Consider the following 22,461-nt stretch of genomic DNA (forward strand, 5'->3'; position numbering starts at 1 on the left):
CTACAACTGATGACCGGCGCCCCGCTCTCCGGCCGGATCATCCCGCCCGGCGCCCCGCTCCCTCCTCCGCCACCGGACCCCCCGGGCCCGGGGGGGGGGGGCGGGCCCCCCCCCCCGGGGGGGGCCCCCCCCCCCCCCCCCCCCCCCCCCCCCCCCCCCCCCCCCCCCCCCCCCCCGGCGCCCCCCCCCCCCCCCCCCGGGCGGGGGGCCCCCCCGGGGGGGGGGGGGCGCCCCCCCGGGTCCGTACCGCCGCCCCGCCGCGCCCCCGCCGCACCGCCGTACCGCCCCCCGCCCCCGCCCCCCGCCCCCCGCCGGGAGGCTAGCGGCGGAGGAGGGTGACCACCGCCGCGCCGCCCAGGCCGATGTTGTGGGCGAGGCCCACCCCCGCCCCCGGCACCTGCCGCGCCCCCGCCTCGCCCCGCAGCTGCCACACCAGCTCCGCCGCCTGCGCGAGTCCGGTCGCCCCCAGCGGGTGCCCCTTCGAGATGAGCCCGCCGGACGGGTTGACCACCCACCGCCCGCCGTACGTCGTCGCCCCGCTCTCCACCAGCTCCCCGGCGGCGCCGTCCCCGCACATGCCGAGCGCCTCGTACGTCAGCAGCTCGTTGATCGAGAAGCAGTCGTGCAGCTCCACCACGTCCACGTCCTCGATGCCGAGCCCCGACGCCTCGTACACCTGCCGCGCCGCCGCGGCCGTCATCGGCTTGCCGACCACGTCGATGCACGAGCCCGACGCGAACGACGCCTCCGTGTCCGTCGTCATCGACTGCGCCACGATCTCGACCGCCTTGTCGTGCAGCCCGTGCCGCACCACGAACCGCTCCGAGACCACCAGCGCCGCCGCCGCGCCGTCCGAGGTCGGCGAGCACTGGAGCTTGGTCAGCGGGTCGTGGATCGGCTTGGCCGCCAGGACGTCCTCCACCGAGTACACGTCCTGGAACTGCGCGTTCGGGTTGTTCGCCGAGTGCCGGTGGTTCTTGGCGCCGACCGCCGCCAGCTGCGCGGCCGTGGTGCCGTAGCGCTCCATGTGCTCGCGCGCCGCGTTCCCGAAGATCTGGGCGGTGGGCGGGGACATCTCGAAGCCGTGCCCGGCGGCCATGATCCCGTAGTGCCGGGCCACCGGCGAGGTCGCGAAGTCCCCGCCGTCGGCGCCGCCGCCCAGCGCCCCCCGCTTCATCTTCTCGAAGCCGAGCGCCAGCACGCAGTCGTTGATGCCGCCCTCGACGAACTGGCGCGCCATCATCAGCGCCGTCGAACCGGTCGCGCAGTTGTTGTTGACGTTGTAGACCGGGACCCCGCTCAGCCCCAGTTCGTACGCCGCCCGCTGGCCGGCCGTGGAGGCCTGGAAGCAGTAGCCCACCGGCACCTGCTCGACCAGGCCGTAGTCCACGCCCGCGTCCGCGAGCGCCGCCGACCCGGCCTCCTTCGCCATGTCCCAGTACTGCCAGTCCCTCGACTCCGGCTTCTCGAACTTCGTCATGCCGACGCCCACGATGTACGACTTCATGCCCCTGCTGTCCCTTCGGTCGGTTCCCTGCGCGTCCGGTCGGTCCCTGCGCGTCCGGTCAGTCCCTGGGGAGGCCGAGGATCCGCTCGGCGACGACGTTGAGCTGCACCTGCGTGGTGCCCCCGGCGATGGTCAGGCAGCGGGACATGAGCATCCCGTGCACCGCCCGCTCCCCCGCCCCCTCCCGCACCGCGCCCGCGGGCCCCAGCAGTTCGAGCGCGAGCTCGGCGGTCCGCTGCTGGTGCGGGGTCTGGACGAGCTTGCGCACGGACGCGCCCGCGCCCGGCTCCAGCCCCGAGACCTGCTGGAGGGTGGTCCGCATCCCGATGCAGGCCAGCGCGTGCGCCTCGGCGGCCAGCGCCCCGATCCGGGCCCGGTACGCGCCGTCGAGCGCGTCGGAGCGGGCGATCAGCGCCTCCAGGCCGGTGTCGAAGGTCATCTGGTCGGCCATGTGGACCCGCTCGTTGCCCAGGGTGTTGCGGGCCACCTTCCATCCCCCGTCGGCGGCCCCGACGAGCGCGTCGGCGGGCAGGTGCACGTCGTCGAAGTACACCTCGTTGAAGAGCGCCTCGCCGGTGAGCTCCTTGAGCGGCCGGACCTCGATGCCGGGGGTGTTCTTCATGTCGACGAGGAAGTAGCCGAGGCCCTTGTGCTTGGGCGCCGCAGGGTCGGTCCGGGCGAGGAGGATCCCGAAGTCGGCGCTGTGCGCGGAACTCGTCCACACCTTCTGTCCGTTGACCTTCCAGCCGCCGTCCCCGGTGCGCTCCGCCCTGGTCCGCAGCGAGGCCAGGTCGGAGCCGGCTTCCGGCTCCGAGAACAGCTGGCACCAGGTGGTGTCCCCGCGCAGCGTCGCCAGCAGGTGCGTCCCGATCTGCTCCGGGGTGCCGTAGGCGAGCAGCGAGGGCACGACCCAGGTGGCGATCCCCAGGTCGGCGACCCTGACCCCGGCCGCCCGCAGCTCCTGCTGGACGACGAGCTGCTCGACGGGTCCGGCGCCCAGCCCGTACGGGGGCGGCAGGTACGGCGCCGCGTAGCCGGTCGGGGCCAGCACCCGGCGGGCGGCCGCGGGGTCGAGGCCGCGCGCGTCCTCGATGGCGGCCCGGGCCCGTGCCCGGTGCGCCTCGGCCTCCGGCGGCAGTTCCAGGCGCAGTTCGCGCCGGGCGCCGGCCGCCGCGAGCCGGGCGGCCCGTACGCGGTGCCCGTCGCCGGGGCCGAGGAGCTGGCGGGCGACGAGGGCCCGGCGCAGGTGGATGTGGGCGTCGTGCTCCCAGGTGAAGCCGATGCCGCCGAGGATCTGGATGCAGTCCTTGGCGCAGGAGTACGCGGCGTCGAGCGCGGTCCCGGCGGCCAGCGCGGCGGTCAGCGACCGTACGTCGGCACTCTCGTCCACCGCCCGCGCGGCGTCCCAGGCGAGCGCCCGGGCCTGCTCCAGGCGGACCAGCATGTCGGCGCACAGGTGCTTGACCCCCTGGAACCGTCCGATGGGCCGGCCGAACTGCTCGCGCACCTTGGCGTGTTCGGCGGCGGTGTGCACCGCCCAGGCGGCGGTCCCGCAGGCGTCGGCGGCGAACAGCGTGCAGGCCAGGTCCCGCACCAGGGCCGCGTCCAGCTCCAGCAGCCGCCCGGCCGGCACGGCGACCCCGCGCGCCCGCACCTCGGCGGTGGGCCGGGTGGGGTCGGCGGCCTCGTGCGTACGGATGTCCAGCGCGGCGGCGTCCACGGCGAACCAGCGGGTGCCGTGCGCGGCCTCCGCCGCGAGCAGGACGAGGTCCGCCTCGCCGGCGCCGAGCACCGGGGGCGCGTCCCCGTCCAGCAGGTGGCCGCCGCCCTCGACCGCGACGGCGGTCAGACTGCCGGGGCCCAGCGCCACCGCGCCGACCCGGCCGGCGAGCGGCTCGGCCCCGGCCCGGTCCAGCAGTACGGAGGCCAGCGCGCTCGGCAGGAAGGCCCCCGGCAGCGCCCCGCGGGCGGCCTCCTCCACCACGACGGCGAGGTCGAGCAGGGTCCCGCCCTCCAGGTGCGGCTCCAGCAGCCCCGCCTCGGCCAGCGCGTCCCAGTAGGCGGGCCGCACCCCGGTCCGCGGCGGGCTGTCGAGCAGCTTGCGCACCTCCTCGGGCGGCACGACCCGCGCGACCCAGCCGCGCACGGCCTCGGCCAACTCCCGCTGTTCCTGCGTGATTCCGATGCCCATGCGCGGCAGACTAGAACACGTTCCAATCTGACGGAAGGTCAGAACTGCAACGCGTTCTTGCCCGGGTGTGCCGCGTGCGGGGGCATGCCCGGCCGCTTCGCGGGGTCAGGAGCGCTGGTAGTAGTACCCGTCGGCGTGCGCGGGGCCCACGTTGTGCTGGAGCCCGGCCGGCTCGCTCCTGCTGAAGAAGGACGCCTCCAGGACCGCACAGAACTGGCCGGTGGACCTGCTCTTGTCCACCGCGGCGGCGCCGATGTTGATCCGGGACCCGCCGGAGGCCACCGACGTCACCTTGGCGGTGTTCTCGCAGTGGCCCATGGCGGTGTTGCTGATCAGCCGCACGGCCCCGGAGGACGCGATGGTCACCGTCACCGGCTGATTGATGTTGACCTGCTCCTTGTAGGTCCAGGAGCCGACGAAGTACGCGGGGAGCCCGCCGCCCCCGGAGGAGCCCCCGCTCGGCGAACCGCCGCCGCCCGGCGCACCGGAACCGCCCGGAGTCGCGCCCGAGCCGCCGCCGGGGGTGGCGCCGCCGCCCGCGCCTCCGGCGGCGGGGCCCGAGCCGGTGCCCTTGGTCGCATCGGTACCCGTACCGCCCGCTCCCCCCGGGGTGCCGGCGGCGCCGCCGGGCGTCCCCGCGCCCGACGCGGCACCCTGCGCGGCGGCGCCGCCCGGGGTCGAGGCGCCGCCGACCTGGCCGCCGACCTGACCGTCCGGCGCCGGGGCGGCGGGGCTCTGGGAGCCGGGCCCGCCCGGGGTCGGTGAACCTGCCGCCCCGGAGGGGGAGCCGCCGGGGGTGCCGGGCACCGCGGGAGCGCTCGCGGCCGGGGGCGAGGCCTGCGCTCCGGTGCCGGCGCCGCCGCCGAACGGCTGGATCAGGGCCACGGTGCCGCCCCCGACCCCGAACACGAAGACGGCCGGAACGGCGATGGTCAGGCGGCGCCTGCGCCCGGACCTCCCGCCCCCGGCCGTGGCGCCCCCGGCCGGCGGGCCGGGCTCCGGGCCCCGCTCGGGGCCGGCCGAGTCGCCGGCCGAGGGGCCGGGCACCGGACCCGGCACGGAGGCGTCCACCAGATCGGCAACTGGGGCGATGACCGCCCCGGCCACCGCCCCGCCGGACGCCTCCGCCGGCCGCAGATCGACCGTCGCCCGGTCGGTGTCACCGGCCGGGGTCCGCGCCGCGCGCTCGGGCACCGCCTCCACGTCGAGCAGCCGCGCCGCCTGCCGGGCGAGGCGCGCCACCACCTTCGGCGGCAGCCACGCCCCGGCGAGCACCGCCGGACGGACCCGTTCGGGATCCTCCAGCAGCTCCTCCACGCCAGGCCGTTCGTCGACGGGCTTGGCCAGGCACCGGGCGACGAACGCGCGCAGCGCCTCGTCCCCGATCCGCTCCAGCGCCGGCTCGCCCTCCACGATCTGGAACATCACCGCGTGCTGGTTGCTCGCGCCGCGCCCGAAGGGCAGCTCGCCCGTGGCCGCGTACATCAGGACGCAGCCGAGGGTGAACACGTCGCTCTTCGCGCCGGCGCGCTGCCCGCGCACCTGCTCGGGCGACATGAACCCCGGCGAGCCGACGACCAGGCCGGTGCTGGTGAGCAGCGACTCGACGGACGTCTCCAGGGCGCGCGAGATGCCGAAGTCGATGACGCGGGTGCCCTCGACGGTCAGCATCACGTTCGACGGCTTGAGGTCGCGGTGCACGATCCCCGCCGAGTGGATGTCCTGGAGGGCGTGGAGCAGTCCGTCGGCCAGGGCGTGTACGGAGCCCACGGGCAGGGGACCGTACCGGCGCACGATCTGCTCCAGCGAGAGCCCCGGCACGTACCCCGTGGCCACCCAGGGCAGGTCGGCCTCGGCGTCCGCGTCCAGCACGGGGGCGGTGTACCGCTCGCCGACGCGCCGGGCGGCGTCGATCTCGTGGCGGAAGCGGGCCCGGAACTGCGCGTTCGACACGTGCTCCTCGTGCACCACCTTCACCGCGACCGTGCGCCCACCTTCGGACCGGGCCAGGAACACCCGCCCCATGCCGCCGGCGCCGAGCCGCCCCAGCAGAACGTACGGGCCGATCCGGGTCGGATCCCCGGCCGCGAGCGGCTTTATGCCGCCGTCGACGTTGTCGTCGTCGTTCAGTGCACTGCCCATGCTGCCCGCCCCCGGTGATCCCCTGTGGTCGCCCGAACCGGCCGCCCGGCCGTTCGAACCCGCCACAGACTAGGGCCAGTTGGATGCAGGACGAAGGCAAGGGTGACCGAACGGGACGACGTCCGGCGTCAGAGGCTCCGCACGAACTCCGAGAAGGCGGCCGGAGCCACGGTGAAGGCGGGCCCGCCGGGATTCTTGGAGTCCCGCACGGCGATCCGGCAAGGCTGCGCGGCAACCTCGACGCAATCCCCGCCGGTGTCACCGCTGTACGAGGACTTCTGCCAGGCGGCGCCGCCGAGGGGGGCACACTCGACGCACTCACCGCCGGTGTCGCCGCTGTACGAGGACTTACGCCAAGCGGCACCGCCCAGGGGGGCGCACTCGACGCACTGACCGCCGGTGTCGCCGCTGTACGACGATTTACGCCATTGCGCGCCCGACAGGTGCTGGATGGTGTCCATAGCGTTCCTCCATTACACGGGCGATCCGCGCCGCCGAGTCCTTCACGGAGAGGGCTGCGGCCTGCACGTGATCGTAACGGAGCGAACCTTCCCGGAAAGCTTGTGGATTGGCCGTCATGTGGCCCTGCACGAAGTCCTCGGTGTAGACGAGATCAGGGTCGTCGTCGAACCGCAACAGGTTGAAGGAGCCCATCAACCCGGCGTGGGCGCCCACCTCGAAGGGCAGAACCTGCACCTTCACCCACTCCCGCTCCTCCAGCGCCAACAGGTGGGCGAGTTGGTTCCGCATGACCTCCCGGCCGCCGATTTCCTGATGCAGTACAGCCTCGCTCAGCACCACCCACATCAGTGGCGGATTCTCGCGGTCCAGGATGCGCTGGCGGTCCATCCTGGCCTCCACCTTCGCGTCGAGCCCCTTCGGCGACCGGCCGCCCAGCAGAGCCCGTGCATACGCTGGCGTCTGCATCAGCCCGTCCACCAGCTGGGCCTGGAAAGAGGAGATGTACGCCGCCCTCGCCTCCATCTCGGCGTACGGCTGGAACCAAGTCGGGAGTTGACTCCGCAGCACCAAGCCCGCCAGTCGCGAGAACATCCCTCCCGTCCCCAGCGCCGCGTCCACCCGTTCCGAGAAGTCCCTGGTCGGGACCTTGCGCGCCGTCTCGATCTGCCCGATCAGGGAGCCCGTGCAGAAGATGATGCTGCCGAGCGCACCTTGCTTCAGGCCCGCGTCCTCCCTCAGGCGGCGCAGTTCCGAGCCGTAGTAGTCCAGCGGCGAGGCGCCGGGGTCCAGATCACGGATGTTGACCATGAGGCGGTCACCCCCAAGTTCACGCGATGCGGCGTTCGTTTCGAGCCGTAGCCGAGCGTAACCATCCCGCTCCACCCTGGTGTCATGAATCACGCAACTGACCTGCTCCCCGCGGGCATCGGCGACAGCTATCGCATGGGCTTCACCGTCGGTGAGCACTCGGCCCGGCCGATACGGCGGATCCTGCGCGCGTTCCTGCGCCACTGGGGCCTGGCCGGACTGGCCGGGGACGCGGAGCTGGCGCTGACCGAGCTGGTCGCGAACGTCGTGCGGCACGTGCCGGGGCAGGTGTGCCGGGTGGTGATCCTGCGGCAGCCGGACGGGCTGCGGGTCGAGGTGTCGGACGCCTGCCCGGATCCGGTCCGCCCCGCCCCCGCGCACACGGGCCCGGGGGAACCCGCCGGGGGAGGCCGGGGCCTGCTCCTCGTCGAGGCGCTGACCGACCGCTGGGGCTGCCTGCCGCTGCCCGTCGGCAAGACGGTCTGGTTCGAGTGCGACGCCCCGCGGACCGCCGATCCCGGGCCGCCCGGCCCCCGCCATGGACCGCTACCGGGCGGTAGGGCAACATGAGCGCCCAGGCCCGACCACCCCTTCACCCCGCCGGAGACGACATGGCCACCCCCAAGCCGGAGACCCTCGCCGCCTTCGAGGCCGCCAAGGGGTTCATGCCCGTACGGGAGGGCCTCGCCCTGTACGAGGCGGCCGTCGCCGCCGCCGCACTCGGGCTCCCGCTGCTGGAGGTCGGCACGTACTGCGGGCGCTCCACGATCCTGCTCGCCGACGCCGCCCGCGACGCCGGGGTGGCCGCGATCACCGTCGACCACCACCGCGGCAGCGAGGAGCAGCAGCCCGGCTGGGAGTACCACGACCCGACCGTCGTGGACCCGGAGGTCGGCCTGATGGACACGCTGCCCACCTTCCGCCGCACCCTGCACGCGGCCGGGCTGGAGGACCACGTGATCGCGGTCGTCGGCCGCTCCCCGCGGGTCGCCGCGGCCTGGGCCGGTCCGCTCGGGCTGGTCTTCATCGACGGCGGTCACACCGACGAGCACGCCACCGGCGACTACGAGGGCTGGGCCCCGCACGTCGCCGTGGGCGGGACGCTCGTCATCCACGACGTGTTCCCGGACCCGGCCGACGGCGGGCAGGCCCCGTACCGGATCCACCAGCGCGCCCTGGCCTCCGGGGCCTTCGAGGAGACCTCCGTCACGGACTCGCTGCGCGTGCTGCGCCGGACCGGTCCCGGCCTGTAAGGCGCGTACCGACCCGGCACACAAGCACACCGACCCGGCATATAACCGCACCGCGCCCCCGGATGGCCCAGGGTCCGTACGGGGGCGGGAGCGCAGGTCTAGCATCGCCGCGTGCGCTACGACGACAGTTCCCCCTCCCCCGAGTCCGGCTCTGCGGTCAGCCCGGACCGTCCCTGGTACGCCCGCCGCTCCACGCTCGTCGTCGCGGCCGCCGCAGTCGCGCCGGCCTGCCTGGCGGGCTGGCTGCTGACCCAGGTGCTGGTCTCCGACGGAGCCGGGGAGCGGCCCCCCGGGGCGTCCGCGGCGTCCGGCCCGGACGCGAAGCCCGGCGCCGCCCCGGCGACGGGCAGCCCCTCGGCCCCGGTCTCCGCATCGGCGTCCGCCTCCGCCTCCGCTTCACCCTCCCCGGCGGCCTCCGCGGCGCCCGCCCCGGCCAAGGGGCCGCTGACCGGCCGGACGGTCGTCATCGACCCCGGCCACAACACCGGCAACTTCAAGCACAGCAGGGAAATCAACAAGCAGGTGGACATCGGCACCAACCGCAAGGAGTGCGACACCACCGGCACCACCACGAACTCCGGCTACATGGAAGCCGAGTTCACCCTCGACGTCTCGCTGCGCCTCAAGGCCGTCCTGGAGGCGCAGGGCGTCAAGGTGGTCCTCACCCACCAGGCCGACCGGCCCTGGGGCCCGTGCATCGACGAGCGCGCCCGCATCGGCAACGAGGCGGCGGCCGACGCCGTCGTCTCGGTCCACGCGGACGGGGTCTCGGCCGGCAGCCGCGGCTTCCACGTCATCCTCCCGGCCACCGTCAAGGCGGGCGGCGCCGACACCGCGAAGATCGTCGGACCCTCCCGCGAACTCGGCGAGCGGATCGCCGGGAACTTCGCCCGGACCACCGGCTCCGCCCCCGCCAACTACCTCGGCGGCGGGACCGGACTGGTCGTCCGCGACGATCTGGGCGGACTGAACCTGTCAACCCGCCCCAAGGTGTTCATCGAATGCGGCAACATGCGTGACGCCAAGGACGCGGCGCAACTGACGAGTCCGGAGTGGCGGCAAAAGGCGGCCCTGGGCATCGCGAACGGCATCGTCGGCTTCCTCGGCGGGTAGTCCCCACGGGCGGTCCCGCCGGGACCGCCCGCCGCCCCGACCCCCTCGGCCGCCGGTGACCTCCGTACCATGGTGCCGCCCGCCCCGCTCCAGGCACGCTCTGCGACCGCGGCACCACGAGACGACCGAGACCGAGAAGGACACCTAAGACGTGAACATCCGCTCCCTCACTCGAGGCGACGGCGTGGTGATCGGAGCAGCGGTGCTGCTGTTCATCGCCTCGTTCCTCGATTTCTACTCCTCCCCCCGCATCGACACCCCGAGCGCATGGGACACCGACGCCTACCGGCTGGTCCTCCCCAGCGTCTTCCTGATCGGCTTCATCGCGGCCGGCCTGCTCGTCGCCGCCCGCTTCCAGCCGGAGACCCGCAAGGTGCTGGGCCTGCCGCTCGGCGCCTGGGGCGCCGTGCTCGCGGTGTCGGCGGCCTGGTCCGCGCTGTGGGCGCTGATCACCTGCCCGAGCTCGATCGACCTGGGCGCGGGCGCCGTCATCGCCTTCCTCGCCACCCTGCTCCTCGCCGGCGTGGCCCTGTTCGGCTCCAAGGTCCCGGCGCTCGCCGGCGGCCTGGTGCCGGAGCCGAAGCCGGCCGCGGTCCCGCCCTACGGCGGCCAGCCCCAGCCGGGCGCCGGCTACGGCTACCCGGGCGGGCAGCAGCACCAGCAGCAGCCGTACGGGAACACCCCGCAGCCGGTCCCGCCCTACGGCGGCACCCACGAGCCCACCCCCACCCCGACCCCGACTCCCGGCCCGGGTCCGCAGGACGCGTCCCGCGGGGGCCAGCCGGCCCCGGCCGCGGACTTCACCCCGTTCTGGTTCGCGGTCCCGGTGGCACGGCCCCTCTTCGGCGAGGACGGCTCCCCCGCCCCCATCGCGGAGCTCGCCCCGGGCACCTGGTACCTGGCCGTCGACCAGCGCGGCCCGTCCACGCTGATCGCCCAGACCCAGGACGGCCGCCGCGGCGTCCTCAACGACACGTCGAACATCCAGCGCGGCTGAGCCCCCGCGCCCCCGCGCCTCGGACCGTCGGCAACGGCCCCCCGCCCCCTTCCGGGCGGGGGGCCGTTGCCCTACAGTCACCTGACGCATCGTCAGGAACGGCATCGCGCGGAGGGGACCGTACATGCGCCTGGGACTCGCACTCGGCTACTGGGGCCGCGGCCCCAACCCGGACCACCTCGACCTCGCCACCGAGGCGGAGCGCCTCGGCTACGACTCCGTGTGGACCGCCGAGGCCTGGGGCTCGGACGCCTTCACCCCGCTGACCTGGATCGCCGCCCACACCTCGCGGATCCGCCTCGGCACGGCCATCGCGCAGATGGCCGCCCGCTCCCCCACCGCGACCGCCATGCACGCGCTCACCCTGGACCACCTCTCCGGCGGCCGGATGATGCTGGGCCTCGGCCTGTCCGGACCGCAGGTCGTCGAGGGGTGGTACGGGCGCCCGTTCCCCGCGAGCCCGCTGACCGCGACCCGCGAGTACGTCGACGTCATCCGCCAGGTCCTGCGCCGCGAGGGCCCGGTCGCCCTCGACGGCCGCTTCCACCAGCACCCGTACCGCGGCGGGGACGGCACCGGCATCGGCAAACCGCTCAAGCCCATCACGCACCCGCTCCGCGCCGACCTGCCGCTCCTGCTGGGCGCCGAGGGACCGAAGAACATCGCCCAGACCACCCGCATCGCCGACGGCTGGCTCCCCCTCTACTGGTCGCCGACCCGCACCGACGTCTACCAGGCCTCCCTCGCCGACCTCCCCGACGGGTTCATGATCGCGCCGATGGCCCGCGCCAAGGTCTGCGACGACGTCGCCGAGGGCCTGCTGCCGGTCAAGGCCATGCTCGGCTTCTACATCGGCGGCATGGGCCACGCGGCCCGCAACTTCCACGCCGACCTGATGGCGCGCATGGGGTACGAGGACGAGGCCCGCCACATCCAGGAGCTGTTCCTGGCCGGCCGCAAGGAGGAGGCGGTCCTCGCCGTCCCGGACGCCTTCGCCGACGAGATCTCCCTGATCGGCCCCCGCGAGCGGATCGCCGAACGCCTCGAACTGTGGCGCAAGGGCCCCGTCACGGACCTCCTCCTGACGGCCCCGGACCCCCACACCCTGCGCGTCCTGGCGGAACTCAACAGCTGACGGCTGACGGCTGACGGCTGACGGCTGACGGCTGACGGCTGTCCCGTTCCCGGAAGAGCCCTCCCGGCGGTTCGAAATCCGGTGGATCCCCCACCGGCCCGCCAGGCACAATCCGCGGGACAGCCGGGGCCGGGGCGGGGAGCTTGCTTGGACGTGTTCGCGTGTGCCGGGTGCGGCACGGAGCTGACGGCGCCGGTGTCCCGGGTCGACGCCCTCCCCGTCCACACCCACCACGGGGGGTGGGAGGAACTCCATCCCCCGCTGATGGACCCCTCGACGTACGCCGTCGAGCCCCTGCCCAGCGGACCGCCGTGGCGGCCGTGGGAGGAGGTCGGCGAGGAGGCGGCGGCCCGGCAGGGCGTGTACGCACCGGTGTACTTCGTCTCCTTCGGCGCGCGGAACAGGATCGTCATCGCCCCCGGGGACTCCCGGTCCATGGGACTGATCCCCGAGCAGTGCGAGGGCTACTGCCGTGGCGTGGACGGCCGGACGGGCCCCAACCTGGCGTGCGGAGGGTGCGGGCGGGCCGTGGCGACCCGCGTCGACGACTGCGGATCGTGGCAGACGGTGTGGCTGGAACCCGACGCGGTCGTGCGCCGACCCTCGGGGCTCCCCGCCGTTCCGCCCCCGGACTGGGACGACCTGCGCCGTCCCGAGCACCGCGTCCCGCCCGTCGAGCTCGACGGGTGGTGGAGCCGCCGCTGGGAGGCGGCGGTCGGCGTCGCCCTGGCCCACCTCGTGGCGGTGACCGGGGACCGGCCCGTGACCCTTCCCGCCGGGCCCCTCGCCGACCTGCTCGGCCACGCCCTCGACCGGTACCTCCCGGCCGGGCCCGGTGCCCGGTCCCTCGGGCTCGCCGGGCCGGGGGTCCCCGCGCCGCACCCTTGGCCCGACGTGCTCCTCGTGCCCCGGCACCCCCTCACGGGCGCGACCTGGAGCCCGACCGGCGACCGCGGGGCCTTGGTGCCGCTGGACAGCGGGGTCTGGGCGTACCTCGCCCACCCTGCCGAGACATCGCCGATGCCCGCGACCGGGGTGCTCCCGGAGGGCGTCCTGCGCGACGACTACCCCCTGCCGCCTTTTCCGTGGCACCCGCTGACGCCCCATCAGGACGCCTTCGAGTACACCCGGACCCGGCTGCCCGCCGTGCACGGCACCCGCCCGCACCGGACCGGGCTCTAGCTCCCGGGGTCCGGCTCCGGGTCCGGGTTCGGTCGTGGGATGGCCTCCAGGAGTTCGTGCAGGTCCAGGGCCATGACGGCGATCTCGATGGTTCCGCCGTCGCCGCCGTCCCCGTACGTGCAGGTCACGATCCGCGAGCCGGGGTTGATGGACATCGCCTCCTTCACGGAGGGCGCCCGTACCGCGGTGGCGCGGCCGTGCGGCAGCGGGGCGGGCTCGCCCCGTACGGGGATCCAGCGGGCCGCTCCCCCGTCGGCGTGCACCCGGCCCGGGCGCCAGCGGCCCGTACCGGCGGGCTGCCGGGCCATGCCGGGGATCCCCGGCACCGGTCCGGCCGCCGTCCGGCGCAGGTGCTTGCGGCGGAGCAGCCAGCCGGCCCCGGCCGCCGCGAGGACGGCCACCACGATTTCGATCACGTCCCATTGAAACAGGCCGGGCCGCCCCGGCCGCCCGCCCCGGCCGCCCGCCCGGGCACGCGGAGCGGGCGGCCGGGTCCGACCGGCCGCCCGGATCCCGCGTGCGGGGCCCGCCGGCTACCCGCCGAGCTGGGAGACGCTGGGGACCTTGTCGGTCACCGTGGCTCCCGCGCTCTTGCCGGCCTCCTTGACGCCGTTGATGACGTCCTGGAAGGCGCCGATGTCGGCGTCGCCGGCCTGGCCCTTGCGGAGCTTGGTGCCGAGCCCCTTGAGGGACTCGATGCCCGCCGTCAGCGGGACCATCGCCTTGGACAGCAGCGGGTCGCCCTTGGCGTTGTCACCGGCGGCCTTCAGCCTGTTGTACGCGAAGGCACCGGCGAGACCGGCCTTGACCAGCGCGAACGTACGTCCCTTCGCGCCCTTCTTGAACTTGCCCGCCTGGTACGGCTTGATGATCCACTGGTACGTCGCCCCGGCCGCGAGACCGGCGTTGGCGACGAACCGCGTCTTGGCGAACTTCTGCTTCTCGGCGCTCGTACTGGGCGACGGCGTCGCGGCGGCCGCCTCGTCCGCCTCGTTCGCGGCCGGCACCGCGGCCGCGAGGGCCGCCAGCTCGGCCGCCGAGGCCATGGAGACGCTCTCGCCCTGGGCCCTGCTCTCACCGCCGCCGCCGCACGCGGTGGCGCCGGCCAACAGCGACGTGGACAGGACCACGGCGGCGAGGGATCGACGGAAACGGACGGATGTGGGTACGGACACGATTGCCTCCGGGGACTGAGGTGTCCTCCGCAGCCTCGCCCCGGCCGCCCGGATCCGCCCTCCGGGAGGGCCCGTTCGGGTGCACGTTCGTCTTTACGGCAGGTTTACGACACGCCCGGGCGGCAACACGGGGTGCATGACATCACACACGCGGACGCGTACCCGGGGAAGCAGTCAGGCAGGCCGCGCCGTCGCACTCGTGGCGGACGTGCTCGCCTTCGTGATCGGCCTCTGGATCCTGCTGTACCTCCTGGAGGCGAACCAGGCCAACGGCCTCGTCGACTTCATCCACGACGCCGCCAGCTGGCTGGCCGGCTGGTCCTACGACCTCTTCACCTTCAGCCGTGAATGGGTCCAGGTCGTCGTCGGCTACGGCGTCGCCGCCGTGGCCTACCTCCTCATAGGCCACGCCGTCGCCGGCTGGCTCTACCGCCGCTGACGGTGCCGCCGGTCCGACGGCACCAGCGGCACGACCGGTTCCCGCGGCACCAGCCGCCTCAACCGCAGCAGTCGGGCTCCAGCCCGGCCGGGAGCGAGGCCCCGCCGAACACCTCGGTGGTGGCCTCGTCCCCGCCCAGCGCCGCGACCGCGAGCAGCAGGGACCCGGCGGTCCACGTCGTCTGCTCCACCGGCCAGACCGCCTCGTCCTGGAACACGTAGCCCGTCCAGTACATGCCGTTGTCGGCGCGCAGGTGCGTGATCGACCGCAGGACCTCCAGGGCCCGGTCGGACTCCCCCGTCGCCCACAGCGCGAGCGCCAGCTCGCAGGACTCCCCGCCCGTGACCCACGGGTTCGGCAGGACGCAGCGCACGCCCAGGCCGGGGACCACGAACTCCTCCCAGCGCTCCGCGAGGCGCTCGGACGCCTCGGCGCCGGTCAGGGCCCCGCCCAGGACCGGGTAGTACCAGTCCATCGAGTAGCGGTTCTTGTCGAGGAAGCGCTCCGGGTGGCGCCGGATGGCGTGCCGCAGGGCACCCGCCGCGAGCTCCCAGTCGGGCTGCGGCTCCTCGCGGTGCTCGGCGATGGCCAGGGCGCAGCGCAGCGCCTGGTGGATGGAGGAGGAGCCGGTCAGCAGGGCGTCGGTGACGGGCGTGCCGTCGGCCTCCCGCTTCCAGCCGATCTCCCCGCCGGGCTGCTGGAGGGTCAGTACGCACTCCACGGCCGCGTAGACGGCCGGCCACATGCGGTCCAGGAAGGCGTCGTCGCCGGTGGACAGGTAGTGGTGCCAGACGCCGACGGCTATGTACGCGGTGAAGTTGGACTCCCGGCTCGCGTCCTGCGGCTCGGCGGTGTCCACCCCGGCGGGCCGGTCGGCGTAGGCCGCGTACCAGGAGCCGTCCCGGTTCTGGTGGCGGACCAGCCAGGCGTACGCCCGCTCGGCCGCCTCGTGCTCGCCGGCCGCGTCCAGGGCCATGGCGGCCTCGGTGTGGTCCCACGGGTCGAGGTGGTGGCTGCGGAACCACGGGATGGCCCCGTCGGACCGCTGCGCGGCGAGGATGCCGGCGACGGTCAGCGCGGCCTGTTCGGCGGTCAGTACGCCGTCCAGGACGAGGTGTTCCGGCTCGGTGCGCCCGGGTGAGGTCACTGGGCGGCGCCGACGGGGAGGTGCGGCTTCGTCGCGTACGCCACGAAGGACTTGCCGATGACCGGGTTGAGGGCCTGCTCGGCGAGGCGGGTGGCGAGGGGCTTCTTCATGATGTCCCAGACCAGGAGCTTGTGGTACGCCTTGACGGGCAGGGCCTGGTCGTTGTCGACGCCGAAGGCGCACTTGAGCCACCAGTACGGGGAGTGCAGCCCGTGGGCGTGGTGCGTGCCGTACGGCTTGAGGCCGGCGGCCTCCATCTTGCCGAGCAGCTCGTCGGCCTTGTAGATGCGGATGTGGCCGCCCTCGACCTCGTGGTAGGCGTCGGAGAGCGTCCAGCAGATCTTCTCCGGGCCGTAGCGCGGGACGGTGATGGCGATGCGGCCGCCGGGCTTGAGGACGCGGACCATCTCGGCGAGGACGCCCTTGTCGTCGGGGATGTGCTCCATCACCTCGGAGATGATGACGACGTCGAAGGAGTCGTCGGGGAAGGGCAGCGCGAGCGCGTCGCCCTCCATGGCCGTTGCGGTGGCGCCGGCCGGGGCCTCGCCGGCCTCCTTCATGGCGGCGAACCACTTGGCGACCTCGCGGATCTCCTCGCCGTTGCGGTCGACGGCGACCACCTGGGCGCCTCTCCGGTAGCACTCGAAGGCGTGCCGGCCTGCGCCGCAGCCCAGGTCGAGTACGCGGTCGCCTGCGGCGAGCGGGAACCGGGAGAAATCGACGGTCAGCACGGGGTCCTGCCTTCGCGGTCGCGGGGGTGGAGGGGGTGGGGGCGGGGCGTGGATCGGGGGAACCGGCCGGGGCGGAAGGTCACCGGGTACCGGGGGTGCGGGCGGCGGCCGCCGCGATGGCGGCGCGGTAGTGCGCCGCGGTGCCCTCGGCGGCCTTGGCCCAGGTGAAGCGGGACAGGACCCGCTCGCGCCCGGCGGCGCCGAGTCTGGCGCGCAGCTCGGGGTCGCCGAGCATCCGGCCCAGCGCGGCGGCGAGGGCGCCCGCGTCGCCGGGGGGCACGGCCAGGCAGGTCTCGCCGTCGGGGCCGGCGACCTCGGGGATCGCGCCGCCGGTGGTGGCGACGAGCGGGGTGCCGGTGGCCATGGCCTCGGCGGCCGGCAGCGAGAAGCCCTCGTACAGGGAGGGGACGCAGGCGATCTGGGCGCTGCGGACGAGGTCGACGAGTTCGGCGTCGGTGATGCCCTTGACGAAGCGCACGGCGTCCTGGAGCCCGTACGTCTCGATGGCGCGGGCGACCGGCCCCTTCTCGGCGCGCTTGCCGACGACGACGAGGTGGGCGGCGGGCTGCTCGGTGCGCAGCTTGGCGAGGGCCTCGACGAGGTGGACGAGGCCCTTGAGCGGGACGTCGGCGCTGGAGGTGGTGACGATGCGGCCGGGGACCTCGGCGACGGACTCGTCCGGCGACCAGAGGTCGGTGTCGGCGCCGATGTGGACGACGTGGATGCGCTCGTCCCGGACGCCGAGGTGCTGGGCGATCTCCTGCTTGGAGGAGCCGGAGACGGTCAGCACGGAGGGCAGGCGGCGGGCGACGCGGCCCTGCATGCGGGTGAAGCCGTACCAGCGGCGCACGGAGGCCCGCTTGCGGCGGTCCTTGGCGGCGTCCAGGTCCAGCTGCCGGTCGACGGTGATGGGGTGGTGGATGGTGGTGACCAGCGGCGCGCCCAGGTTGCCCAACAGGCCGTAGCCGAGGGTCTGGTTGTCGTGGACGACGTCGAACTCACCGGCGCGGGCGGCGAGGTGGCGCCGGGCCCGGAGCGAGAACGTGAGCGGCTCGGGGAAGCCGCCGGTCCACATGGTGGCGACCTCGACGGCGTCGATCCAGTCCCGGTACTCGTCGCGCTTGGGGGTCCGGAACGGGTCGGGGTGCCGGTAGAGGTCCAGGCTCGGCAGCTCGGTGAGCGTGGCGCCCGTGTCGAGGACCGGGTAGGGCTGCGCGCCGATGACCTCGACGGAGTGTCCGAGGCGCACGAGCTCGCGCGAGAGGTGGCGGACGTAGACGCCCTGCCCGCCGCAGAACGGGTTCCCCTTATAGGTGAGCAGTGCGATGCGCATCGGGCGGTCGCCGTCAGTGGCGGATCCCTCGAAAGGGCCTGTCACCATGGCCTCAGCGGTCACTCTCGGCCCCCATCTCCCTGCACTTTCGCCGGAGCGTAACCGCTCGGATAATGTAGAACAAGTTTCAGACTTGATCCGTCGAAGACCATTGAATCTACCGGCCGGAAACTACACCGTAAGAGGCGGAGCAGGTGATTCGCGCCACGACTCCGGCGCCTGGCATGCTGGCTCCGGATCAGCCCGGAACCTGCCCCCTCATCCGCCCCCGCACACGACACGGAACGCCATGGAACGGGACACATGACAGCGGAAGCGAAGGCCGTCACCACGCCGGCGTCCCCTCCCCTGACGGAGCGCCAGGAGGCGCGCCGCCGCCGGATCCTGCACGCCAGCGCCCAACTGGCAAGCCGGGGCGGCTTCGACGCCGTGCAGATGCGGGAGGTCGCGGAGTCCTCCAGCGTGGCGCTCGGCACGCTGTACCGGTACTTCCCCTCCAAGGTGCACCTGCTCGTGGCCACCATGCAGGACCAGCTCCAGCACATGCACGCCACGCTGCGCAAGCGCCCGCCGGCGGGCGACGACCCGGCGGCCCGGGTCGCGGAGACCCTGATGCGGGCCTTCCGCGCCCTCCAGCGGGAACCGCACCTGGCCGACGCGATGGTGCGGGCACTGACGTTCGCGGACCGCAGCGTGAGTCCCGAGGTGGACACGGTGTCCCGGCTGACGACGGCGATCATCCTGGACGCGATGGGCCTGGAGGCCCCGCCGACGGCCGAACAGCTCTCGGCGGTCCGCGTCATCGAGCACACCTGGCACTCGGCGCTGATCACGTGGCTGTCGGGCCGCGCCTCGATAGCCCAGGTCAAGATCGACATCGAAACGGTCTGCCGGCTGATCGACCTGACGTCCCCGGAAAAGTCCTGATCCTGCCGGTCATCCGGATGCCGGCGGACGGCCGCCCCGCAGATTCCGGTTCCGGGCTCTCACCCGCCTGAGGCGGACAGCCGGGTCCGCGGCTCAGGAATCCGGGCTCGCGCTCCCGCCGTTGCGGGCCGCGGTCTCCGAGAACGCGTCCAGGCACGCGACGGTGCGCTGGGTCGCGATCAGCGAGAGCCGTCCGTCGCCGTCGGGGGCGACGTGGGCGACCTCCATCTCCCAGTCCCCCCTGGTCAAGGCGAGGGTGCGGGTCCGGCCCTCCGCGTACCACCCACCGCGAGCGGGCGTCCAGCCCCGGCGGGCCAGGTCGTCCGCCAGGTCGTTGACGGTCTCGGCCGCGACGTCCACGCGGCTGTCCCAGGCCGCGATGCAGTCGCCCGTGGCGGCGCGCATCTCCCGCTGGTGCGGCAGGTCGAGCTGCGGCGCGGAGCCCAGTCCGGCCCGGCCGGCCACCTCCGTCAGCTCGGCGGCCACCGCCGACCGCGCCGGCTCCGCCCCGGCGCCCAGGGGCGGACCGGCTGCGGCCGGGTCCGGGTCACAAGCCGTCAGCAGGGCGGCCGCGGCGACCGCCGCGACCCCTGCCCATGTCCTCGTACGCATGCGGTCCCCACCCCCGGCGGCGTCGCCGGAGGCGGGTCCGCCGGTGATCGCCGCAGGAGTGTGCCACACCGCCCGGACCGGGTGCGACCAGGGGTTATTCCTCCGGGGGGAAGACCGGTTCGCCCGTGGCGGCCAGGGTGATCAGGATGGCTTCGACCGGGCAGCCCTCCGCCGCCGTGAGGACCGGCTCGTTCGCGTCCGTCTGCGCCGCCCGCGGGTGCGACTGGCGCGCGGTGTCGAGGGCGAAGCCCTCCGGGGCGTGGTTCACGCACATCCCCGAGCCGATGCAGACCCCGCGGTCCACCTCGACCTGCCAGCGGTCGCCCATCAGGCACCCGCCTCATAGCCCGCCGGCAGGTGGATCATCTTGTGCTCCAGGTACTCGCCGAGCCCCTCCGGGCCGAACTCCCGCCCCAGGCCGCTGTTTTTGTAGCCGCCGAACGGCCCCAGCATGTCGAGGCTGAAGGTGTTCACGTTGAAGGTGCCCGTGCGGACCTGGCGGGCGAAGTCGATGCCGTGCTCGACGTCGCCCGTCCAGACGCTGCCGCTCAGCCCGAACTCCGAGTCGTTGGCGATGCGCAGGGCCTCCTCCTCGTCCCCGTACGGGATCAGGCAGACGACCGGACCGAAGATCTCCTCCTGCGCGATCCGCATGGAGTTGTCGACGTCGCCGAAGAGGGTGGGCTCCACGTACCAGCCCCGCTCCTGGCCCGCCGGACGGCCGCCGCCGGTGAGGATCTTCGCGCCCTCCTCCTGGCCGATGCGGATGTAGTCCAGGGAGCGCTGCTGCTGGCGCCGGGCCACCAGCGGGCCGAGCTGCGTGGCGGGGTCGAGGGGGTCCCCGACCACGAGGGCGCCCGCCGCGGCCGCGAGGGCCTCGGCCACCTCCCCGTACCGGCTGCGCGGTGCGAGGACGCGGGTCTGGGCCACGCAGGCCTGGCCGTTGTTCATCCAGGCCGCGGGCACGATCCCGGCGACGGCGGCCGCGATGTCGGCGTCGGGGAGGACGACGGCGGCGGACTTGCCGCCGAGTTCGAGGGTGACGCGGGTGAGGTTGCGGGCGGCGACCTCCATCACGCGCCGCCCGGCGGCGACCGAACCCGTGAAGGCGACCTTGTCGACGCCGGGGTGCCCGACCAGGTACTCGCTGACCTCGCGGTCGGCGGGCAGGATCGACAGCACCCCCTCCGGCACCCCGGCCTCGCGCGCGATGTCGGCGAGGATGTAGGAGTCGAGGGGGGCTTCCGGGGAGGGCTTCAGGATGACGGAGCAGCCGCTCAGCAGCGCGGGGCCGAGCTTCGCCGCCGCCACGAACTGCGGCACGTTCCACGGGATGACGGCCGCGACGACCCCCACCGGCTCGCGGCGCACCAGGATCGGTCCGAGGGCGCCCTGGCGGTGCTCCTCGTACGGGTAGGCGCGCGCGACGTTGATCGCGGCGTCGTAGACCATCATCGGGCCGAGCGCCTGGGCCAGGACGCTCCAGGAGTAAGGGGAGCCGTTCTGGGAGCTGATCGAGCGGGCGATCTCCTCGTGCCGTACGGCGATGGCGTCCTTGATCCGGGAGACGACCCCGATCCGCTCCTCCAGGCTCATCCGCGGCCAGGGCCCCGAGTCGAAGGCCCTGCGCGCCGCCGCGACCGCCCGGTCGACGTCCGCCTCCGAGGCGTGCGGGACGGAGCCGATGACCTGCTCGGTGTGGGGGGAGACGACCTCGATCGTCCCGGTGCCCAGCGGATCCGTCCACTCCCCGCCGATGAACAGCTGTCCGTGTTCCACGAGCTCCGTCATGGCTGATGCCTCCTGCGGCTTGGCGTTCCCGAACTGATACCAGTTCTAGTTCTAGGAGTCCACGGCCAGGACGGAACGGCGGAGAAGATCGAACGACTGGTCAGATGCGCCCGGAGATGGTCGACTTGGGCTACTACTGCAACAAGTTCTCGTTCGCCGCCGGGCGGACGGACCCGTGCACCGACGGGTTTCACAGACAGGGGGCCCTCATGCCGGAGGACACGTCGCACACCACCCCGCAGGCACCGCCGCGGGTGACGCCGGAGGCGGCCCCGCACCCGGCCCCGCCGACGCCCCCGCAGGTCACCGACCACGGCGGAGGCGTCTGGGCCGTCAAGGTCCCCATCCCCGACAACCCGCTCGGGCACACCCTCGTGCACGTCCTCGACACCGACCGCGGCCCGGTCCTCATCGACACCGGCTGGGACGACCCCGACTCCTGGGACGCCCTCGCCGGCGGCCTCGCCGCCCTCGGCACGTCCGTCGCCGACGTCCACGGCGTCGTCATCACCCACCACCACCCCGACCACCACGGCCTGTCCGGCCAGGTCCGGGAGGCATCCGGGGCGTGGATCGCCATGCACGCCGCCGACACCGAGGTCGTCGTGCGCACCCGCGCCTCCGAGCCCGGCGTCTGGTTCGACTACATGAGCGAGAAGCTCGCCGCCGCCGGAGCCCCCGAGGAACACGTCGCCCCGCTCCGCGCCGCCCGCGCGAGCGGCCGCATGCGGACCCTGCCCGGGCTGCGGGCCGCCGTCCCCGACCGGGAGATCGTCCCCACCGAGCTGCTCCCCCTCGCCGGCCGCCGGCTGCGGGCGATCTGGACTCCCGGCCACACCCCCGGCCACGTCTGCCTCCACCTGGAGGAGGAGCACCCCGCCCAGCTCCCCGGCAACGGCCGCCTCTTCTCCGGGGACCACCTGCTGCCCGGGATCTCGCCCCACATCGGCCTGTACGAGGCCCCCGACGAGCACGGCGTGACCCGCGTCACCGACCCCCTCGGCGACTACCTCGACTCCCTCGAACGCATCGGCCGGCTGCGCCCCGCCGAGGTCCTCCCGGCCCACCAGCACGCCTTCACCGACGCCCCCGCCCGGGTGCGGGAGCTGCTGGACCACCACGAGGAGCGGCTGACCGGGCTGTGGGAGTTGCTCGCCGAGCCGCTGACCCCGTGGGCGCTGGCGGAGCGGATGGAATGGAACCGGCCCTGGGAGCAGATCCCGTACGGCTCCCGGAACATCGCCGTCTCGGAAGCGGAGGCGCACCTGCGGCGCCTGGTGAAGCAGGGCCGCGCGGAACCGGTCCCGGGCAGCGACCCGGTGGCGTACCGGGCGCTGTGAACCGTACGGGCACCCCCGCGGCCGCGGCCCGGTAAGGGGCGCGGGGGGCCCGCGCCCCGGGCACGGGAGCCGCGGGCCGGTACAGTGGGCAGGTCGTCCACACTTCCGTACGGGGGGAAGCCGGTGCGAATCCGGCGCTGACCCGCAACCGTGACCCGCCCCGGCCGCCGCCGGGCG

The 22,461-nt window shown here is 74.2% G+C and carries 22 protein-coding genes and 1 riboswitch; of the genes, 9 read left to right on the top strand and 13 right to left on the bottom strand.

Annotated elements, in window-relative coordinates; genetic code table 11:
• Positions 1–319: 319 nt before the first annotated feature.
• From ACZ6S8_RS21165 to ACZ6S8_RS21185, 5 genes are all read right to left on the bottom strand, one after another.
• Complete coding sequence (locus ACZ6S8_RS21165; protein WP_469457911.1) at positions 320–1,507, bottom strand: lipid-transfer protein; 1,188 nt, start codon at positions 1,505–1,507, stop codon at positions 320–322.
• Between the two features lie 58 nt (positions 1,508–1,565).
• Positions 1,566–3,698, bottom strand: coding sequence for an acyl-CoA dehydrogenase (locus ACZ6S8_RS21170; RefSeq protein WP_469457913.1), 2,133 nt, complete (start codon positions 3,696–3,698; stop codon positions 1,566–1,568).
• A 105-nt stretch (positions 3,699–3,803) separates the two neighbouring features.
• Complete coding sequence (locus ACZ6S8_RS21175; protein ID WP_469457915.1) at positions 3,804–5,840, bottom strand: serine/threonine-protein kinase; 2,037 nt, start codon at positions 5,838–5,840, stop codon at positions 3,804–3,806.
• Between the two features lie 128 nt (positions 5,841–5,968).
• Positions 5,969–6,301: a DUF397 domain-containing protein gene (locus tag ACZ6S8_RS21180; protein ID WP_469457917.1), complete on the bottom strand. Its 333-nt coding sequence runs from the start codon at positions 6,299–6,301 to the stop codon at positions 5,969–5,971.
• Positions 6,261–7,109: a helix-turn-helix domain-containing protein gene (locus ACZ6S8_RS21185; RefSeq protein WP_469457919.1), complete on the bottom strand. Its 849-nt coding sequence runs from the start codon at positions 7,107–7,109 to the stop codon at positions 6,261–6,263. Before ACZ6S8_RS21185 ends, ACZ6S8_RS21180 begins: the two co-directional genes overlap by 41 nt.
• A gap of 84 nt (positions 7,110–7,193) precedes the next feature.
• Here ACZ6S8_RS21185 and ACZ6S8_RS21190 point away from each other — a divergent pair, with 84 nt between their 5' ends.
• The 6 genes from ACZ6S8_RS21190 (at position 7,194) to ACZ6S8_RS21215 (ending at position 12,789) form a co-directional block, all read left to right on the top strand.
• A complete protein-coding gene (locus ACZ6S8_RS21190) occupies positions 7,194–7,679 on the top strand; it encodes an ATP-binding protein (protein ID WP_469457921.1) in 486 nt (161 codons plus the stop codon).
• Positions 7,680–7,720: 41 nt separating this feature from the next.
• Positions 7,721–8,362 carry a class I SAM-dependent methyltransferase gene (locus ACZ6S8_RS21195; protein ID WP_469457922.1) on the top strand — a complete coding sequence of 214 codons (642 nt, stop codon included), beginning with the start codon at positions 7,721–7,723 and terminating at the stop codon, positions 8,360–8,362.
• Positions 8,363–8,473: 111 nt separating this feature from the next.
• Positions 8,474–9,475, top strand: a complete 1,002-nt coding sequence (locus ACZ6S8_RS21200) for an N-acetylmuramoyl-L-alanine amidase (protein WP_469457924.1) — start codon at positions 8,474–8,476, stop codon at positions 9,473–9,475.
• 151 nt (positions 9,476–9,626) lie between these two features.
• On the top strand, positions 9,627–10,472 hold the full coding sequence (locus ACZ6S8_RS21205; RefSeq protein WP_469457926.1) for a hypothetical protein: 846 nt from the start codon (positions 9,627–9,629) through the stop codon (positions 10,470–10,472).
• Between the two features lie 124 nt (positions 10,473–10,596).
• The gene (locus ACZ6S8_RS21210; protein WP_469457928.1) at positions 10,597–11,607 is read left to right on the top strand and encodes an LLM class F420-dependent oxidoreductase; all 1,011 of its coding nucleotides are present in this window, start codon (positions 10,597–10,599) and stop codon (positions 11,605–11,607) included.
• A 153-nt stretch (positions 11,608–11,760) separates the two neighbouring features.
• Entirely contained in the window at positions 11,761–12,789 is a 1,029-nt protein-coding gene (locus ACZ6S8_RS21215) for a hypothetical protein (RefSeq protein WP_469458377.1), read from the top strand.
• On the opposite strand, the gene ACZ6S8_RS21220 is transcribed toward ACZ6S8_RS21215, so the two are convergent.
• A complete protein-coding gene (locus tag ACZ6S8_RS21220; RefSeq protein ID WP_469457930.1) occupies positions 12,786–13,205 on the bottom strand; it encodes a hypothetical protein in 420 nt (139 codons plus the stop codon). The two genes, ACZ6S8_RS21215 and ACZ6S8_RS21220, sit on opposite strands and share 4 nt — an antisense overlap.
• 117 nt (positions 13,206–13,322) lie before the next feature.
• Positions 13,323–13,964: a hypothetical protein gene (locus tag ACZ6S8_RS21225; RefSeq protein ID WP_469457932.1), complete on the bottom strand. Its 642-nt coding sequence runs from the start codon at positions 13,962–13,964 to the stop codon at positions 13,323–13,325.
• A gap of 136 nt (positions 13,965–14,100) precedes the next feature.
• Between ACZ6S8_RS21225 and ACZ6S8_RS21230 the strand changes: the two genes are divergently transcribed.
• Positions 14,101–14,403, top strand: a complete 303-nt coding sequence (locus tag ACZ6S8_RS21230) for a hypothetical protein (RefSeq protein ID WP_267725394.1) — start codon at positions 14,101–14,103, stop codon at positions 14,401–14,403.
• Positions 14,404–14,461: 58 nt separating this feature from the next.
• On the opposite strand, the gene ACZ6S8_RS21235 is transcribed toward ACZ6S8_RS21230, so the two are convergent.
• The 3 genes from ACZ6S8_RS21235 to ACZ6S8_RS21245 all read right to left on the bottom strand — a co-directional run bounded on the left by ACZ6S8_RS21235 (position 14,462) and on the right by ACZ6S8_RS21245 (position 17,677).
• Positions 14,462–15,550 carry a prenyltransferase/squalene oxidase repeat-containing protein gene (locus ACZ6S8_RS21235; RefSeq protein ID WP_469457934.1) on the bottom strand — a complete coding sequence of 363 codons (1,089 nt, stop codon included), beginning with the start codon at positions 15,548–15,550 and terminating at the stop codon, positions 14,462–14,464.
• Entirely contained in the window at positions 15,547–16,281 is a 735-nt protein-coding gene (locus tag ACZ6S8_RS21240) for a class I SAM-dependent methyltransferase (RefSeq protein ID WP_267725400.1), read from the bottom strand. Before ACZ6S8_RS21240 ends, ACZ6S8_RS21235 begins: the two co-directional genes overlap by 4 nt.
• Before the next feature lie 79 nt (positions 16,282–16,360).
• Entirely contained in the window at positions 16,361–17,677 is a 1,317-nt protein-coding gene (locus tag ACZ6S8_RS21245; RefSeq protein WP_469457938.1) for a glycosyltransferase family 4 protein, read from the bottom strand.
• A gap of 240 nt (positions 17,678–17,917) precedes the next feature.
• On the opposite strand from ACZ6S8_RS21245, the gene ACZ6S8_RS21250 reads away from it, so the two are divergent.
• Positions 17,918–18,541: a TetR family transcriptional regulator gene (locus ACZ6S8_RS21250; RefSeq protein WP_469457940.1), complete on the top strand. Its 624-nt coding sequence runs from the start codon at positions 17,918–17,920 to the stop codon at positions 18,539–18,541.
• Positions 18,542–18,634: 93 nt separating this feature from the next.
• Here ACZ6S8_RS21250 and ACZ6S8_RS21255 read toward each other — a convergent pair whose 3' ends face one another.
• The 3 genes from ACZ6S8_RS21255 to ACZ6S8_RS21265 all read right to left on the bottom strand — a co-directional run bounded on the left by ACZ6S8_RS21255 (position 18,635) and on the right by ACZ6S8_RS21265 (position 20,944).
• Positions 18,635–19,153, bottom strand: coding sequence for a hypothetical protein (locus tag ACZ6S8_RS21255; RefSeq protein ID WP_469457942.1), 519 nt, complete (start codon positions 19,151–19,153; stop codon positions 18,635–18,637).
• Positions 19,154–19,247: 94 nt separating this feature from the next.
• Complete coding sequence (locus ACZ6S8_RS21260; protein ID WP_386524273.1) at positions 19,248–19,481, bottom strand: ferredoxin; 234 nt, start codon at positions 19,479–19,481, stop codon at positions 19,248–19,250.
• Positions 19,481–20,944, bottom strand: coding sequence for an aldehyde dehydrogenase (locus ACZ6S8_RS21265; RefSeq protein WP_469457945.1), 1,464 nt, complete (start codon positions 20,942–20,944; stop codon positions 19,481–19,483). The genes ACZ6S8_RS21260 and ACZ6S8_RS21265 overlap by 1 nt, the downstream gene beginning before the upstream one ends.
• Positions 20,945–21,153: 209 nt before the next feature.
• Here ACZ6S8_RS21265 and ACZ6S8_RS21270 point away from each other — a divergent pair, with 209 nt between their 5' ends.
• Positions 21,154–22,284, top strand: a complete 1,131-nt coding sequence (locus tag ACZ6S8_RS21270) for an MBL fold metallo-hydrolase (RefSeq protein WP_469457947.1) — start codon at positions 21,154–21,156, stop codon at positions 22,282–22,284.
• Positions 22,285–22,375: 91 nt separating this feature from the next.
• Positions 22,376–22,444: riboswitch (cobalamin riboswitch) on the top strand.
• The last annotated feature ends 17 nt before the right edge of the window (positions 22,445–22,461 follow it).

The organism is Streptomyces sp. NPDC048461 (genome assembly GCF_055587105.1).

Coding starts and splice junctions, on each gene's coding strand:
- ACZ6S8_RS21165 (WP_469457911.1), bottom strand. CDS start 1,507: ATGAAGTCGTACATCGTGGGCGTCGGCATGACGAAGTTCGAGAAGCCG.
- ACZ6S8_RS21170 (WP_469457913.1), bottom strand. CDS start 3,698: ATGGGCATCGGAATCACGCAGGAACAGCGGGAGTTGGCCGAGGCCGTG.
- ACZ6S8_RS21175 (WP_469457915.1), bottom strand. CDS start 5,840: ATGGGCAGTGCACTGAACGACGACGACAACGTCGACGGCGGCATAAAG.
- ACZ6S8_RS21180 (WP_469457917.1), bottom strand. CDS start 6,301: ATGGACACCATCCAGCACCTGTCGGGCGCGCAATGGCGTAAATCGTCG.
- ACZ6S8_RS21185 (WP_469457919.1), bottom strand. CDS start 7,109: ATGGTCAACATCCGTGATCTGGACCCCGGCGCCTCGCCGCTGGACTAC.
- ACZ6S8_RS21190 (WP_469457921.1), top strand. CDS start 7,194: ATGAATCACGCAACTGACCTGCTCCCCGCGGGCATCGGCGACAGCTAT.
- ACZ6S8_RS21195 (WP_469457922.1), top strand. CDS start 7,721: ATGGCCACCCCCAAGCCGGAGACCCTCGCCGCCTTCGAGGCCGCCAAG.
- ACZ6S8_RS21210 (WP_469457928.1), top strand. CDS start 10,597: ATGCGCCTGGGACTCGCACTCGGCTACTGGGGCCGCGGCCCCAACCCG.
- ACZ6S8_RS21230 (WP_267725394.1), top strand. CDS start 14,101: ATGACATCACACACGCGGACGCGTACCCGGGGAAGCAGTCAGGCAGGC.
- ACZ6S8_RS21250 (WP_469457940.1), top strand. CDS start 17,918: ATGACAGCGGAAGCGAAGGCCGTCACCACGCCGGCGTCCCCTCCCCTG.
- ACZ6S8_RS21255 (WP_469457942.1), bottom strand. CDS start 19,153: ATGCGTACGAGGACATGGGCAGGGGTCGCGGCGGTCGCCGCGGCCGCC.
- ACZ6S8_RS21260 (WP_386524273.1), bottom strand. CDS start 19,481: ATGGGCGACCGCTGGCAGGTCGAGGTGGACCGCGGGGTCTGCATCGGC.
- ACZ6S8_RS21265 (WP_469457945.1), bottom strand. CDS start 20,944: ATGACGGAGCTCGTGGAACACGGACAGCTGTTCATCGGCGGGGAGTGG.
- ACZ6S8_RS21270 (WP_469457947.1), top strand. CDS start 21,154: ATGCCGGAGGACACGTCGCACACCACCCCGCAGGCACCGCCGCGGGTG.